Raw genomic sequence first — 14,915 nt, forward strand, 5'->3', positions numbered from 1 at the left:
TATGGCCTGGGAATCGCTCCTGCTGGCAGGTTTTGGCGGCGCGCTGATCGGGCTGTTGCTGACGCTGTTTGGCGGCGGCGGATCGGTGCTGGCGACGCCCTGGCTGATCTATGTGGTTGGGGTGGTCGATACCCATGCGGCGATCGGCACTTCGGCAGCAGCGGTAGCAGTGAATGCAGCGATTGGCCTTTCCGCACAGGCGCGGGCAGGGCGGGTGAAATGGCCTTGCGCCATCACCTTTGGCATAGCAGGTCTCGCCGGTTCGCTGGTTGGGGCACAATTTGCCAAGCAGGTGGATGGGAAAGCACTGCTGATGTGGTTCGCTTTTGCAATGATCGCGATCGCCATTTCGATGCTGATTCCGAAGAAGAGCGAGGGCGATCCCAATGTGCACCTGACACCGCCGATGGTGCTGAAACTCGCACCCGTGGGTTTACTCGCTGGTTTGGCAGCAGGCTTTTTCGGCATTGGTGGCGGCTTCCTGATCGCGCCGGGGCTGATGGCATCGACCGGCATGACGCTCGCCAATGCCAGTGCTTCCTCGCTCGTTTCGGTCACACTCTTCGGAAGTGCAACCAGCCTGTCCTACGCGGCGTCGGGGCAGTTGCTGTGGCCGCTATTTGGCGCGCTGGTGGTGGGCGGAGGAGTCGGCACTCTTGCCGCAATTCCGTTGGCCAAGCGCTTGGAAAAGCGCACGGCACTCGCGCGGACCATCTTTGCTGTGATGGTCATCGGTGTGGCGCTGTTCATCCTGCTGCGTTGAGTGCGCTCAACCAGTTTGAACCCAGAATCGGATCGACGACGGCCATTGCATCCCCGTCTAGCGCCGCATAGCGCGCGCGCAGGTCTGCAAGGCATTTCACCTGATATTTGAACGTGCCCTGTTCATAGGGCAGGCCCATCGCCGTCATCGAGAATGTTTCCGCGCCGGTCTCTGAGGCTGCCGCATTGGCGAGCAGGAAGGGTGCATAAACCTCGCCCGCTATGCGAACCAGTTCTGCAACGACGGGTGCGATTTCATCTTCCCACTCGCCATCTACGCCAGACATATCGTCGACATGCGCCAGCCAGCGATAGCTGTACGGAAATTCCGCGCGCATCATTGCCTGCGGGGTCGGGTCGGTGCCCAATTGCGATAGCTGTCCATAGATCGAAAATTCGGCGAGGCTGGGCCGGGTTCCAAACAGGCTCTGCCGGTTCACCACATGCGCTTCAAGCGCGGCCAGTACGGCTTTGGTGCTTGCCTCTATCAGCGGGAAGTTTTCGCGGGTGCAGCCGACAATCGCCATGCGCCCAACCTGCCGTGAGCGAAATGCCTCGGCAAAGCCCTGACTGGTCTGGAGCCCGCCGCCTTTGAGATTGTCGAACGCGAGCCAGCGGCTCATCTGGATCTGGTCGACTTCCTCCAGCCAGCGATATCCGAACATGGCCTTGGTCAGCCATTCGTCGGCAAAATCCTCCAGCAGATGCGCGAGAAAGGCGTGGGCGGGGGAAGGCGGAACCAACGAGCGATCTGCATGCCGCGCCTCAAGATCATAGACCAATGGTGTGGAATCATTGGCGAAATGGCCGTCGGGATATTGCAGAACCGGAATGACCGGCGCCTTGACCTGCTGAAGTGCTTCGCGTGCGGCCGCACCATCCTTCCAGATGTGCGCAATCCTGCGATAGCGCAGCAAGGCGCGCATTTTCATCGAATAAGGCGATCCTAGCGCGCCATAGAGTGTGTACATCGAGTCTATCCTTGACGGCGGGCGGTCGGGTCGGCCGGCCACCATGGTGTTGCCGGCGTATCGCTCGACACTTTGCTCGGAAAATTGGGTGCGCGCTTTTCGAGGAAGGCGGATACGCCCTCATGCACATCGGCACCCTTTCCCAATGCGATGTTGAGCGGTGCATCGACCGAAAGTGCGCCTGATGGATCGGCATCGGTTGAAAAGCGCCACAAAAGGCGGCGGGTAAGCGCGATGGCCACCGGCGAGGTGTTGGTGGCGATTTCCATCGCCAATTCGCGCGCCCGATCATCGAGTTGTTCGGCGGGGCAGGTTTCCGCCAGCAAGCCTTTTTCAAGCGCTTCGCTGGCAGGAACAAGTGCGCCCGTCAGGCACCATTTGAGCGCCTGGCTCAGCCCGACAATCTGCGGCAGGAACCAGGCCGAACCCGCCTCTGGCACCAAGCCGCGGCGCGTGAAGACGCAACCGAACTTGGCATTGTCTGCAGCAATGCGGATGTCGCAAGGAAGGGTGAGCGTGAGGCCCACGCCAGCGGCCGAGCCATTAAAGGCGACGATCGAAGGCTTGCGGCAATTCATGATCGCAGCGATGAAATTGGCGTTGCGGCCTTCACTACGGGCGCCAAAATTCTTCGCACCTTCGCCGCTCTCGGTATCGAATGAGCCTGCACCGGCCGAGACATCGGCTCCTGCACAAAACACGCGGCCCAGCGCGCTCAAAATCACAACTCGGATCGAATCTTCGCCATCGGCATGGTCAAACGCCGCCGCCAGTTCGGCGCCCATCGTTGCGGTATAGGCATTCATGGCTTCGGGGCGGTTGATGCGGACCCACAGGATCGGCCCTTCCTGCTCAACCACCAGCGTGCTGTATTCGGTCATGGGTTCAAGCCTCCATGATCTTGACGGGCATGGCAGTGAAGCCGTGCAGGAAAGGGCTGGCGAGCCGTGTGGGTTTGCCTTGTGGCACCACCCGACCGGGCAGTTTCAGCATCTGCTCTATGACGGCGTGCAATTGTACTTCCGCCAGGCGTGCGCCCACGCAGCGGTGGATGCCATGGCCAAAGCCGACATGGCGACGGGCATTTTCACGGCCGACATCGAAGCGTTCGGCATCCGGGAAAATCCGTTCGTCGCGATTGGCGGAGATGTACCACATCACGACCTTTTCCCCTTTGGCAATGCGCTGTCCGGCAAGCTCGGTATCCTCAAGCGCGGTGCGACGCATATGGGTGACCGGCGATTGCCAGCGGATGATTTCCTGCGCGGCATTGGGGATCAGCGAGGCGTCGGCGCGCAACCGATCCATCTCGCCGGGATATTTGTCGAACGCCTCGACCAGCGCGGACATCGAATTGCGCGTGGTATCGTTTCCGCCGACAATCAACAGCGCGATATTTGCGATACGCTCCATCGCGTCCATGTTCCCCATCGCTTCCGAATGGACCATGCGGCTCAGCAAATCGTCCGTAGGCGGCTTACTCCGGCGATCCTCCAGCTCACGGTCAAAGCGGGCGAGCATCTCGCCCATCTGCAACAGAAATTGCGCGCGATATTCCTCGTTCAGATTGTCTTCCGAAACGCCGCTCGCCCAATCCGACCAGCGTTTGATGTCGCGCCATTCCTCGAACGGCATGTCGAACAGGATGCACAGCATTCCCAAAGTGAGCGGGAGCGAAACCCGTTCAACCCAATCAAATTCCTCGCCGCGCGGCAGTTCCGAAAACAGCTTTTCGGTCCGTTCGCGCACCAGCTTTTCCAGCTTGAGGATCTGGCTCGGGCTGAAAGCAGGGGCGATGACCTTGCGTTGCGCGGTGTGGATGGGCGGGTCCTGCGCGATGAAATTGGGGAAGCCTTCGCCATTCACCGCTTCGGCGATGGTGATATTGCCCATATCCCAACGTGAACTGAACACATCGTGGCGCAGCTCGACTTCCTGCACCAAGTCATGCGTCACCACTGACCAATAGGCGCCGAAGGGGCTTTCCGGACGCCAGCTCAGCGGCATTTCCGCGCGCAATTTGGCAAAGGGTTCGCGCCACTGGTCTTCGGTGTAAATGGCGTTCGCACTGACTTCGAACGGGTTGATCGGGCGTTTGTCCAAAACAGTTGCCATAGCTCAAGCCTCCTCCATCTGGCGCGAAGGCACGGGCAGGGCATTGCCCTTGGCCGCCGCACGTTTCGCACCCTTTTCCAGTTCCTTGTTCAAAGCGCGGACATAATGGTCGAAATCGAGCTGGATGGTATGCCGCCGTGCCGCATAATATTGTCCGGTGTAGTAATCTTCGTCGGCAGTGATGATGCGGCGCATTTCATCTTCCGACGGCGGCGCATATTTGCCGGCTAGATAGGTCGCCACCAGCTTTGATTGCTGTTCGGCAAAGTTGACCAATGTCGGCAGCGGCTGCGCGAGGCCCATATAGAAAAGATCGGGAACTCCGGGCTTCATGATGCGCTTGAACAAGGGTGGGGGCCGATTGTCGCTGTCGGCGGTAAAGGCTGGATCGTCGAAAAAGGGGAAGTTGATGTCATAGCCGGTCGCCCAAACGATGATATCGACCTTCTCCCGACTGCCATCGGTGAACACCACGCCGTCGCCATCGAGCCGTTCGACCGCTGGCTTCATGTTGATATCGCCCGATCCGGCACGAACGAGGAATTCGCCCGATACCGTCCCATGGCTTTCAAACGGGCCGATTTCTGGCTCGGGAAGGCCATAGTCGCTCATCTTGCCGACAAGCCCCTTCACCATCCGCGCACCCAGCCATTGCTTGATGCCCTTGGGCAGCCACGCCGGGGCTGGATTCTTGTCGAGTGGTTGCCCGCGATAATATTTAGGGAAAATCCAGACACCTCGACGGGTAGAGACGAACAGTTTTTCCGCCATCGGCCGCTGCGACAATTCGCTCGCAATGTCCATCGCGCTGTTGCCCATGCCAACGACGAGAACGCGTTTTCCGATGCAGTCCACAGGCTCGAAAGGCGTGCGATATTGGTGTGAGTGGATCTGTGCGCCATCGAAATGGCCTGGATATTCCGGGATTCGCGCCGCCCAATGGTGGCCATTGGCGACCGCCAAAGCGTCATAATGTTTTGTCTCGCCAGTCGAGAGCGTCACATCCCAACCGCCGCTGTCGCGCCGCTTCGCCTTTTCGACGCGGGTGTTGAAGCGGATATGGGGGCGCAGCCCGAAATGATCCACATAGTCATGGAAATATTGGAGCAGCTGCGAATGGTGCGGGTAATCGGGCCAGTTGGCGGGCACCGGATAATCTTCAAATGCCAGCCGCCATTTCGATGTGTCGATGTGCAGGCTTTGATAACAAGCCGACATGCCATTGGGATTGTTGTAGTACCAGGTCCCGCCAATATCGTCCGATGCCTCGAAAATATCGAACGGGATACCATGGTCTTTCAGTCGTTTTGCTGTCGTAAAGCCGGAACAACCGGCACCGATGATACACACCTTCGGCAGGTTCATGTCGATCTCTCCTCCCCGCCTGTGCGGGCTCCAGAGACGACTATGTTTAATCGCGCGATTAAAGTCCAGCCCTTAAGCGGGTGTCACGAGAAGCTGGCGCCTATCTGGGCTTTGCTGACCGCGACTTCCAAAAATTGAGGCTTGGTCTTGGGCGGATGGATGAGCACAACATTGCCATTTTTGCCCGAAGGACCCGTTTCAATCCGCATGCCCGCAGAGGCCAGCGCATAAGGTGACGCTCGGTGCCGGGTGCAAAGGCCACCCGCACCGTCGCTGACCAATGCCGTTTCAAATTCGACAGCAATCATCGCCTCTTGCGAGCGATTGACCGTGCATACCACCAATTGACCGCCCGTTAGATCGAGCACGAGCTCGGTACCGACTGGTACGCCCACCAGACCCTCGATTCGTGCGCCGGTTTTTGAAAGGTCACGCAGCAAAGCTTCATAACGATGGTCATCATGGATGACGCCGATGCGCCGGTACACCGATCGCCTTTCGGAGCGGTGCTTTTCCGGACCTTCGGGTTCAATGCTGAATTCGCCTGATTTCATGCGTTCGACGATGACGTCCTGCTTCAGCGCCTTCGAATATATCCAGCCCTGTATGAAGCGGGCACCCTTTGATTTTACAACCTCGAGCTGATCGAACGCTTCGACCCCTTCGACGGTAACCTCCATACCCAATGCATCCGACAGGCCAATGATGGCGGCGATGATCTTATCGCTGTTCTGGTCTTTCTGGGTGCAGCTGTCGACAAAGCTGCGGTCGACTTTCAGCTTGTCAAAAGGCGCGGAACGTAAATAGCTGAGCGAAGAATAGCCGGTCCCGAAATCGTCGAGTGCCAGCCGGACGCCAAGTTCTTTTAGTACCTTGAAAGTGGTCTCGACAGTTTCGCTGTCGCCCATGAAGATGCTCTCAGTCAGTTCCAATTCCAACCGGTTGGGGTCCAGTCCGGATGCATCGAGTGCATGGGTGACTGCGTCTACAAAATCACTATGTGCGAATTGCGCCGCTGAAACATTGACGGCGACGCGGACCGAGCTTGGCCATTGCATTGCATCCTGACAGGCCTTCACCAGTGCCCATTCGCCAAGCTTGAGGATCAGATCGGATTCCTCGGCAACCGGGATGAAAACACCGGGAGCAACATTTCCGCGCTCGGGATGGGTCCAACGCATCAATGCTTCGAACACGACGACCATATTGTCTTCGGTGCGCACGATCGGCTGATAATGCAGCTCCAGTTCCTCATTGGCGAGGGCGTCACGCAAATCTTCTTCGATGATACGGCGTTCCTCGGCTTCGTCCTTCAGATCGGCCGAGTAGAATCGGAACTGTCCGCGACCGCCATTTTTGGCAGCATAAAGCGCAAGGTCCGAATTGTGGATCAGGTCGTCCTTGTGGTTGCCGTCATAGGGTGCAACGGCAATGCCAACAGAGGTGCCTATGGTCGCGCGCTTGTCCTCGATAGGATAAGGCTGCGACACCACCTGGATCAGCTTGTTTGCCAGTTCGCCCAATTTTCCGCGGTCGTCGATATCTGGCAGCAATATCTGGAATTCGTCTCCACCGAGGCGGCCGACTTCCCCTCGCGAACCAATAACACGCTCAATGCGTCGCGCGACCTGCCGCAGAAGCTCGTCGCCTGCAGGATGCCCCAACGTGTCGTTAACTTGCTTGAACCGGTCGAGGTCCATCATGATCAGCGCACAACTGCGGTTGCCACCCTTATACGATGCCAGCGTTGCCTCGATCCGCTTGTTCATGCGGTGGCGGTTGGCAAGCCCGGTCAGCGAGTCGAACTCGGCTAGTCGCGAATCTTCAAGCTGGCGCTGATATTCGACCGTGATGTCCTTGGCCGATCCGCGATAGCCCTGGAACTTCCCTGACTTGTCAAGTTTAGGATGGCCGGAAATCGACCACCAGATGTGGCGACCTTCATGTTTGGATCGTCCGATTGTTAGCCGTACAGTCAGATCTTTGATCTTGTTATGCGCCGTGAGCTGAAAATTTAGCGGCCTATCCGATTTTCCACCGGGGCTGTCCGGGTCGGTTTCAAATATTGTAATCAGCGACCGGCCCAAAAGTTCCTCCATCGGAATTTCAAGCGTCTGCAATGCGTTGTCGGACAGATAAATCAGTCGGCCATCGGCGTCGGTCGCCCACAACCAGGCAATCCCGGCGCGTTCAAAGTCGTCGACGATTTCCAATCGGCGCTGGGCATCGGCTTGGGTGACAACGACAGCGACGACGCTTCCATCTGCCGAATCGGTGTTACCTCCGGTCAGGCTTTTGAAGATGTTGAGGACTGCCATATCGTGTCTAATTTCGCTTTGCGCCAAATGGTTGCAATTTGCCTACTTCACCGTTTTCTGTAGGATATTTTGGTTTACGGAACCCTAATTTTGCAGAAAATACTTTGGCCGGTCGTCGGCTTAATCGCCCATTTCATGTAAGTATTTCTGGGGGCTTGTCGAAGACGGCAGCCACTGGCATGGCCGTAAATATGCAGCAGAGTTTTTCGATTTATCCATTCGATCCGCCCGGTGATGTTGCGGCATTGCGAGCCGAGGTCCGCGCCTTTCTTGCCGCGCATGAGCCCAAGCTCGGCGTTCCTAATTGCTGGGTCGTCGGCGATCCGGAATTTTCCAGTGCTTTGGGTGCGGCGGGTTTCCTTGGGATGATCCTCCCCAAAACGGTGGGAGGACACGAAAGGCATCCGCTTGAACGCTATGTCGTGATAGAGGAATTGCTCGCGGCGGGAGCACCCGTTGGCGCGCACTGGATTGCAGATCGGCAAACTGCACCACTGATTCTGCGCTATGGCAGCGAAGAGGCGAAGACGCGTTACCTGCCCGGTATCTGCAAAGGCCAGTTGTACACCTGTATCGGCCTGTCTGAACCTGGTGCAGGGTCGGATCTGGCTGCAGTCCGGACAACTGCCCGTTACACGCTAGACGGCTGGCGCATTTCCGGCCAGAAAATCTGGACCTCGGGCGCGCATATGAGCCACGTGATGCTGGCACTGGTGCGCAGTGAAGAGGGCAGTGAGCGCAATGCTGGTCTTTCGCAGTTCCTCATCCCAATGGATGCTCCCGGAATTACGATCCGGCCGATTATCGACATGGGTGGCGATCATCATTTCAACGAAGTGTTTTTCGATGACGTGCTTCTACCAGAATGGGCAATGGTCGGCGCCCGGGGGCAGGGGTGGGCGCAGGCAACAGCGGAGTTGGCGCTCGAACGTTCCGGTCCTGAACGCTATCTTTCCAGCCATGTGTTGATGACCGCATTGATTGATGCAGCAGGTCCTGATCCGGATCTGCAAATCAAGGGTTTGATAGGCGAGTTGACCGCAGAGCTTTGGACGCTGCGGCAAATGTCGCTTTCGACTGCAGCCAAGCTGGCAGCCGGTGAAGATCCGATGGTTGAGGCGTCGATGGTCAAGGATTTGGGTAACAGCTTTGAGCAGGCTTTGCCGCAGCGCGTGCAGGCGCTGGTAGATTGCCCTTCCACCCGTGATGACGACCTTGCGCGGCTGATGCGCGCGCTTTTGATTGCCGCTCCGAGCTTCTCGTTGCGAGGCGGCACGCGTGAAATTATTCGCGGTATTATTGCAAGGGGGCTGGGACTCAGATGAGCGAACAACGTGCTTTGCTATGCGATACGGCAGAAGCCGTGTTTGCCGAAGCTGCGACGCTGGGAATGGCTCCCGTTGAAGAGGCCGGGTTTGGTCAGCTTTTGTTAGCGGAAGCAGACGGCGGTTTCGGCGGCGATTGGGGCGATCTGTTTGCTGTGCTGCGGATTGCGGGTGCGAATGTGCCAAGCATGGCGATTGGCGAGCATATTGTCGGACAATGGCTTGGTGGCGAAGTCACGAAGCCCTATGGAGCTTTCATCCGCGTGGCGCAGGCCGCAGGCGCGATGGATGCTGCACTAGCGATGAGCATCGACTATGTGAATACCCGCCAGCAATTCGGCAAACCGCTCGGCAAGTTCCAGGCAGTGCAGCAGGTATTGGCGGTTTTTGCAGTAGAGGCAGCAGCGGTGAATGTAGCAGGCGCTGCAGCGGCCGCCGCACTTGACCGGGCTGCGGGTGATGCAGAGACCGCCTTATTCGAAATTGCCTGCGCCAAATTGCGGACCAACAAAGCCATTGGGCAGGCCACGGCAATCGCCCACCAAGTGCACGGAGCCATAGGCTTCACCCGCGAATATGACTTGCACAAGTTGACGGGGCCGTTGCTCGATTGGCGTTCCGACCATGGCAACGACGCCTATTGGGGGAATGTGCTTGGAACGAAAGTTGCGAAACTGGGCGGTGCGGGTCTGTGGGCCGATATCACTGCACGGTAGCTGCTGCAGACATCGTTCACACCGCTATCGCATCCGGTGCGCAAAAAGACCCGGTTGGCGCACGTCAAAAACTTTGGACACTGTGCAAGTAAGCTTATCTTTTTTGCAAGATAAATTCATCGCCTGTTCGGCTCGTTTTTCGGTTTGATCTGCTGTGAAACTGTCGCCTTTGTCTGTGCGATAGCTGTACAGAAAGCCATTGCCGGTTCCCATACTCACCTCACATTTTGCATCGGCACCATTGTGCTTTCGGCATGCTGCTAAAGCCGCATCAACGGCTTCTGGATAGGTTGCATGGCCGGTTGCAACAAATGATGTGCCGTCATAGCCCGGTCCCATAAGCCACGCGACAGCACCATATCTTTTCCGCAAAAGTGCGGCATTTTTGGGTTTGCGGATGTTAATCCACTGACCATCGCTTTCGTAAGTATCGGTCGATTTGAAAATGCCGATAGGCAGGCAACCAAGAACATAGCCTTTGCATTGTTCATCCAGCAGCTTCTTCACTTTGCTTTTGCTACCGTCGGCTGCCCAGTGGATATTCCCGGTGGCACCTAGTGCTGCGCCAATATATCCGTTCACCTGCCAAATAACCTGACAGCCCGAGCCCATCACTTCGGTGCAGTGACGCAGGGCCATATTGTCGGCAGCAGCGCGTTCTTGGTACCTCGCTGATGCCCAGACATCGTTCGCATCCTGATGCCAGGCGACCGCTGAATAGTCATTCCTTGCAGGAGCAGGAGGCGCCGCCTGTTGCGGTGCCGAATTGGGATCATCTTCACACATTGGAACAGAAGCTACGCCATTTCCGCCGGGGCTCATCCCGACCATGATCCGGCCAGGCCCCGGCCCGTTGCACGGATAGGCAAAGGCAGCGGCTGGTTCTGACGACAATAGTACGGACAGACAAAAAACGGCGAAAGTGCAAAGAGCGATGCTCAAACGGTTTAGCATGATCATCCAGAAAATAGAGAAATCCGGCTTTCAAGATACGGCAGAACCGCAAATCGCGCCGCCACTTTTGCGCACTAGTTCATCTTTACAACGCACATTACAGGCCCTAGTCGCGCAGGCCTGAATTCAGACATTGGAGTTTCCCCATGCGCGCCGAAGCGCAAGCCTTGGTCGACCGGATCGACGCCGCCCTAAACCTTGTCAAAATGTCGCTCGATTGGGACCGCGCCTTGCGTCGCCTCGACGAGCTGAACGCACGCGTCGAAGACCCGACTTTGTGGGACAATCCCAAAAAGGCCGAAGAGGTGATGCGCGAACGGCGCCGTCTCGATGCGGCCATTGCAACTGTTCGGGAAATCGATGCTGACAAGGTTGGTACAGTCGAATTGATCGAGCTTGCCGAGATGGAAAGCGATGAGGCTTTGGCCGACGAAGGCGTTGCCGCACTTGCGGCACTCGCCGACAGGGCGGACAAGGACAAGGTTTCGGCCCTCTTGTCGGGTGAAGCCGATCCGCTTGATACCTTCATCGAAATCCACGCAGGCGCAGGGGGTACGGAAAGCCAGGATTGGGCAGAAATGCTGTTCCGCATGTATACACGCTGGGCGGAAAAGCGCGGCTTTAAGGTCGATACCATCGAGTATCAGGCAGGCGATACCGCAGGAATAAAGGCGGCGACTATCCAGGTCAAAGGCGAGAATGCGTACGGCTATGCAAAGACCGAAAGTGGTGTGCACCGGCTCGTGCGCATATCGCCCTATGACAGCTCTGCACGGCGGCACACCAGTTTCAGCTCGGTCTGGGTATACCCTGTTATCGACGACAGTTTTGAAATCGATATCAATCCCGCTGACCTGAAAATCGATACCTACCGTGCGTCGGGTGCAGGTGGTCAGCACGTTAACACGACCGATTCTGCAGTACGCATTACTCACGTCCCTTCGGGCATAGTCGTCGCCAGCCAGGTTGACCGCAGCCAGCACAAGAACCGCGAAATTGCGATGGGTATGCTCAAGGCGAGGATGTACGAAGCGGAAATGCGCAAGCGCGAAGAAGCGGCCAGCGCTGAACATGCTGCCAAGACCGATATCGGCTGGGGGCACCAGATTCGTTCTTACGTCCTGCAGCCCTATCAAATGGTCAAGGATCTGCGCACTGGCGTCACCAGCCCGACACCCTCGGATGTGCTCGATGGCGATCTTGATGCGTTCATAGCAGCGGCGCTGGCTCAGCGGGTGACGGGTGAGGCTGTCGCGATTGAGGATGTCGACTAAGCTGTAAATCGCTTGGCAGTGTACTAGCACAGCCCCAGCTATTGCATTGGTTATAGTGTATGAGCGACACTATACAGTGGATTCTCCTGCCAATCATGGCTGGTTCCCAAGGTATTACCATGCACTTCAAAGCCGTCATTTTTGCCTGTTCCATTTTCTGCTGCACCAGCGCTGTCCAAGCCCAGTCCGCGCTGGATGCGCAGCTTGCCAAGGCGATGAAGCCTTTTGAATCCAAAGGTCAGCAGCATGTGGGCAAGCCAGACGGCAAACCTGCTGCTGCGGCACAACCTGGCTGGAGCGTCGACAATGACGGGAGCAAGGCGGATCAGCCTTGCGGAATGACATTTGCGGCACCCGGCAAGGTAATGGGCTATATAGGGCCGTATAAGGACTGGAAGGACAGCTATTTCTTTGTCGGTGGGCCGGAAGTGCCAGCAACGGCGAAAGTCAAAAAGGTAAAGGTCACGCTTGCGACTGGCGGTGATAGCCCGCAGACGGTAAAGGCAATGCACTTTCCGGTGAAAAACGGGGCACCTGTCATACTGTTCCAATTGACCAACTTCGCAGCGGCGCTTGATGGTTTGGACGATGTCGAGAGCGTTTCGGTAACGATGAACGGCGCATCGGTCTTTGATGGCAATTGGACTGGCGGCTTTGCAGCGCGCGAGAAAGTGCGCGCCTGCCTTCTGAAGGCTCAGTGATTTCTGAAGGCTGGGCGAATGCGTAATTGGGCTTCTAGGCGATTTGCGGCTGGACCATGTTCCGCCTTCGCGTTGATGGTATGCATCGGATTTTGTCTGGTGCAGCCTTTACAGGCTCAGCAGGTTGTGCCGAGCGACAAGGAAGTTAAAGAGCTGGCCAAGCGCCGGGCAGCTGCAGAATGCAAGGATGCTATTTTCAAGAAGGATTGTCGAAAGGCCGAAGCGCAGACGTTGCAGGCGGCCAATGAGATCGACAAGATTTTCCCGCTCGCGCTGAAAGAAGGCAAGGCGATTGTGGCCATCGCTACGCTCGATATGGGCTATAAATACCCCGATGCCCCGTCATGGGAGAACAATCTTGCGGACCATGTTACTGATACCGGAACATCGGTTGCGGTCGAACTGGGTACCACGGTTGAATGGCGCAATATTGCGCAGTCGGACAAAAAGCTGATCGTCGGTGAGGAGCGGCCGTTTGCAAAAGTGGGCGGCTCGGGATTTCTGCTGGAACTGCCGGGCAAAGGCCCGGTCAAATATCAGGTCTATATTGTCGATCCCGGTACTTACCGGTTGAGCCGTATCACCCATCCCATGCCCCGGACGAGCTTGCCCGTCGCTGATGGAACCGCTTCCGTCGACAAATCCTATGTCGGAAGTGTCGACCTAACCGAAACCATTTTCAACGAGACAAAGTTTGAGTCTCAATGGTTCAATGAGCAATGGTCGACGCGCCCACCCTATCAGGAGTGCGCCGCGGTGCATGTCACTGCGGGCTGCGTCGAGCTGCGCTGGGTCTATGGCGAGGAATATATCTCACGCGAGGCGGGATATTATGACGTCTCTGTTGCCGTGCCGGCACCCGGACTGAATGTCGGCATAGGCATTAACGGTGAATTCGCCTCTTTTTCGGTTCAGGCCAGTGAAGCGATCGTCGTCGATGGATTTTTCCCGCAGCCGCCAAATACGCGCTTTTCGACCGCCGATTGCGAAAAAACGGATACCAAGTCGATGGTATGTGACATTGAAGCGGTCGACCTCTTGTATCTGCCGGCGTCCTCCGATGTCCTGCATAGCCACGACTATTCGACCATCGGCATGCCGCGTTTCAACCAGATAATTGGCAAAGCACAACTCCGCCCGCTCGACATAAAGGCGCGTCCTGTTTCGAAAAGCGAGCTTGGAGCAATCTATCAATTGGCCGCAAATTGAGGCCGTATCCCGATGGCGCGGTTTCGCCAGAACTGAAAAGTCAGGTAACTGAAAATGCGTAAACTCCTTACTTTCTCCCTTCCGTTTCTGGCTTTGTCGACTGCGGCGCAGGCCGGCCCTTATATTACCATTGGGTCGGAACCTGACAGGGCCCCAAATCGCAGCATCTATGTTGCTGATTTCGATCTGATTACACGCAGCCTTGATGGTGGCGGCGATCCGAGCACTATGGCCAATGCGGCTATGCAATCGGCCAATCCCATCGACTTCATTGAGGCGAAAACGATCTACAAGATCAACGTCTATCAAGTGATGGAAAATGGTGGCCCCATCGAAAAGGGCGGGTCAACCAACTTCATCCAATATTTCCTGGCTTTCAAATGCCGGGACCGGTTGGTGAATATCGAAGAGGCGACAGCCTATGACCGGGCTGGCCGTACCCAGAAAAGCAGCATGACGGAATGGATGCCTGTTCCAGATAACTGGGTTGCCCAAGCCTATAAGATTGCATGCAAGGCGCCTGAATGGGAAAAAGCAATGGCGACCGCGCGCCAGATGGCGACCAATTTTGAGCAGGGCAAAAAATCGAAAAAGCAACCGACGGACCCGTTTGCGCCGCTGCAGATGCAAATGGTCGGGAGTTATGCCGCCATCACCGACATGATCGACCAGATTTGGGGGCGCTACTGGCCAGATGCCAAGCAACCTGAATATGAAAATACAATGTCTCCCGCTGAACTGGAAAAATACAAGGCTCAGAAAATCGCAGAGCTGGAAGCGCAGTCCAAGAAACTCGGCCAGATGGCCAGTGACATTGAAAACGATCTGAAAATGCAGGACAGCATGGATCGGGCGTCCGATGTCGCCGGGCGCCGCTTTGTACAAGAATTGCAGGGAATGGCAGGGAGAAGCGAAGAAGAAGTCGTTGCCACCTTTGGTGTGCCCAATACGCTGAACGTCAACGGCAATGTCCGCCAGCTCGACTGGTATTGGAGCGAGCAGACCCAAGAGCAGGTTCCTATCACGGTCGATGTGATCGGCGGATGCAGCCATGGCGTTTGCGGTGCCAAGATAGGTGAGACTACCGAATATCAATGGCAGACGGTTCAGGTAAACTGCCGTCGCACGCTTTACTTCCGTGAAGGCGGAACCCAGCCGGGTTATCGCCTGTTTGATTTTAGGGCTGGGTGTGATTGAGCAGCGTT

At 56.8% G+C, this 14,915-nt stretch carries 13 protein-coding genes; 7 read left to right on the forward strand and 6 right to left on the reverse strand.

What is annotated here, in order from left to right; all coding sequences use genetic code 11:
* The first annotated feature begins 1 nt into the window (after position 1).
* Entirely contained in the window at positions 2–763 is a 762-nt protein-coding gene (locus DXH95_RS02000; RefSeq protein ID WP_115547789.1) for a sulfite exporter TauE/SafE family protein, read from the forward strand.
* On the opposite strand, the gene DXH95_RS02005 is transcribed toward DXH95_RS02000, so the two are convergent.
* From DXH95_RS02005 to DXH95_RS02025, 5 genes are all read right to left on the reverse strand, one after another.
* Positions 747–1,733, reverse strand: a complete 987-nt coding sequence (locus DXH95_RS02005; protein ID WP_115547790.1) for a glutathione S-transferase N-terminal domain-containing protein — start codon at positions 1,731–1,733, stop codon at positions 747–749. The genes DXH95_RS02000 and DXH95_RS02005 overlap by 17 nt on opposite strands.
* A gap of 5 nt (positions 1,734–1,738) precedes the next feature.
* Entirely contained in the window at positions 1,739–2,614 is an 876-nt protein-coding gene (locus tag DXH95_RS02010; protein WP_115547791.1) for an enoyl-CoA hydratase-related protein, read from the reverse strand.
* Between the two features lie 4 nt (positions 2,615–2,618).
* Positions 2,619–3,848 carry a cytochrome P450 gene (locus DXH95_RS02015; protein ID WP_115547792.1) on the reverse strand — a complete coding sequence of 410 codons (1,230 nt, stop codon included), beginning with the start codon at positions 3,846–3,848 and terminating at the stop codon, positions 2,619–2,621.
* A gap of 3 nt (positions 3,849–3,851) precedes the next feature.
* A complete protein-coding gene (locus tag DXH95_RS02020; RefSeq protein WP_115547793.1) occupies positions 3,852–5,213 on the reverse strand; it encodes a flavin-containing monooxygenase in 1,362 nt (453 codons plus the stop codon).
* A gap of 83 nt (positions 5,214–5,296) precedes the next feature.
* A complete protein-coding gene (locus tag DXH95_RS02025) occupies positions 5,297–7,531 on the reverse strand; it encodes a putative bifunctional diguanylate cyclase/phosphodiesterase (protein WP_115547794.1) in 2,235 nt (744 codons plus the stop codon).
* Positions 7,532–7,710: 179 nt separating this feature from the next.
* Between DXH95_RS02025 and DXH95_RS02030 the strand changes: the two genes are divergently transcribed.
* Together DXH95_RS02030 and DXH95_RS02035 are read left to right on the forward strand one after the other, a co-directional pair.
* Complete coding sequence (locus tag DXH95_RS02030; protein WP_239016512.1) at positions 7,711–8,856, forward strand: acyl-CoA dehydrogenase family protein; 1,146 nt, start codon at positions 7,711–7,713, stop codon at positions 8,854–8,856.
* On the forward strand, positions 8,853–9,572 hold the full coding sequence (locus DXH95_RS02035) for an acyl-CoA dehydrogenase family protein (RefSeq protein WP_115547795.1): 720 nt from the start codon (positions 8,853–8,855) through the stop codon (positions 9,570–9,572). The genes DXH95_RS02030 and DXH95_RS02035 overlap by 4 nt, the downstream gene beginning before the upstream one ends.
* A gap of 24 nt (positions 9,573–9,596) precedes the next feature.
* Here the strand turns inward: DXH95_RS02035 and DXH95_RS02040 are convergent, their stop codons facing one another.
* Positions 9,597–10,394 carry a DUF4189 domain-containing protein gene (locus tag DXH95_RS02040; RefSeq protein ID WP_181883535.1) on the reverse strand — a complete coding sequence of 266 codons (798 nt, stop codon included), beginning with the start codon at positions 10,392–10,394 and terminating at the stop codon, positions 9,597–9,599.
* 278 nt (positions 10,395–10,672) lie between these two features.
* Here DXH95_RS02040 and prfB point away from each other — a divergent pair, with 278 nt between their 5' ends.
* The 4 genes from prfB (at position 10,673) to DXH95_RS02060 (ending at position 14,907) form a co-directional block, all read left to right on the forward strand.
* On the forward strand, positions 10,673–11,800 hold the full coding sequence (gene prfB, locus DXH95_RS02045; RefSeq protein WP_115547797.1) for a peptide chain release factor 2: 1,128 nt from the start codon (positions 10,673–10,675) through the stop codon (positions 11,798–11,800).
* A gap of 59 nt (positions 11,801–11,859) precedes the next feature.
* Positions 11,860–12,501, forward strand: coding sequence for a hypothetical protein (locus DXH95_RS02050; protein WP_147291664.1), 642 nt, complete (start codon positions 11,860–11,862; stop codon positions 12,499–12,501).
* A 99-nt stretch (positions 12,502–12,600) separates the two neighbouring features.
* Positions 12,601–13,710 (forward strand): hypothetical protein, encoded by a 1,110-nt coding sequence (locus DXH95_RS02055; protein ID WP_147291665.1) that lies wholly within the window; start codon positions 12,601–12,603, stop codon positions 13,708–13,710.
* A 54-nt stretch (positions 13,711–13,764) separates the two neighbouring features.
* Positions 13,765–14,907 (forward strand): hypothetical protein, encoded by a 1,143-nt coding sequence (locus DXH95_RS02060; RefSeq protein ID WP_147291666.1) that lies wholly within the window; start codon positions 13,765–13,767, stop codon positions 14,905–14,907.
* Positions 14,908–14,915 lie beyond the last annotated feature (8 nt).

It is taken from the genome of Sphingorhabdus pulchriflava (assembly GCF_003367235.1).
GTDB classification, from domain to species: Bacteria; Pseudomonadota; Alphaproteobacteria; order Sphingomonadales; family Sphingomonadaceae; genus Sphingorhabdus_B; species Sphingorhabdus_B pulchriflava.

Excerpts from the sequence above, each read along its gene's own strand:
- DXH95_RS02000 (WP_115547789.1), top strand. The coding sequence starts at position 2 with ATGGCCTGGGAATCGCTCCTGCTGGCAGGTTTTGGCGGCGCGCTGATC.
- DXH95_RS02005 (WP_115547790.1), bottom strand. The coding sequence starts at position 1,733 with ATGTACACACTCTATGGCGCGCTAGGATCGCCTTATTCGATGAAAATG.
- DXH95_RS02010 (WP_115547791.1), bottom strand. The coding sequence starts at position 2,614 with ATGACCGAATACAGCACGCTGGTGGTTGAGCAGGAAGGGCCGATCCTG.
- DXH95_RS02015 (WP_115547792.1), bottom strand. The coding sequence starts at position 3,848 with ATGGCAACTGTTTTGGACAAACGCCCGATCAACCCGTTCGAAGTCAGT.
- DXH95_RS02020 (WP_115547793.1), bottom strand. The coding sequence starts at position 5,213 with ATGAACCTGCCGAAGGTGTGTATCATCGGTGCCGGTTGTTCCGGCTTT.
- DXH95_RS02025 (WP_115547794.1), bottom strand. The coding sequence starts at position 7,531 with ATGGCAGTCCTCAACATCTTCAAAAGCCTGACCGGAGGTAACACCGAT.
- DXH95_RS02030 (WP_239016512.1), top strand. The coding sequence starts at position 7,711 with ATGGCCGTAAATATGCAGCAGAGTTTTTCGATTTATCCATTCGATCCG.
- DXH95_RS02035 (WP_115547795.1), top strand. The coding sequence starts at position 8,853 with ATGAGCGAACAACGTGCTTTGCTATGCGATACGGCAGAAGCCGTGTTT.
- DXH95_RS02040 (WP_181883535.1), bottom strand. The coding sequence starts at position 10,394 with ATGAGCCCCGGCGGAAATGGCGTAGCTTCTGTTCCAATGTGTGAAGAT.
- prfB (WP_115547797.1), top strand. The coding sequence starts at position 10,673 with ATGCGCGCCGAAGCGCAAGCCTTGGTCGACCGGATCGACGCCGCCCTA.
- DXH95_RS02050 (WP_147291664.1), top strand. The coding sequence starts at position 11,860 with ATGAGCGACACTATACAGTGGATTCTCCTGCCAATCATGGCTGGTTCC.
- DXH95_RS02060 (WP_147291666.1), top strand. The coding sequence starts at position 13,765 with ATGCGTAAACTCCTTACTTTCTCCCTTCCGTTTCTGGCTTTGTCGACT.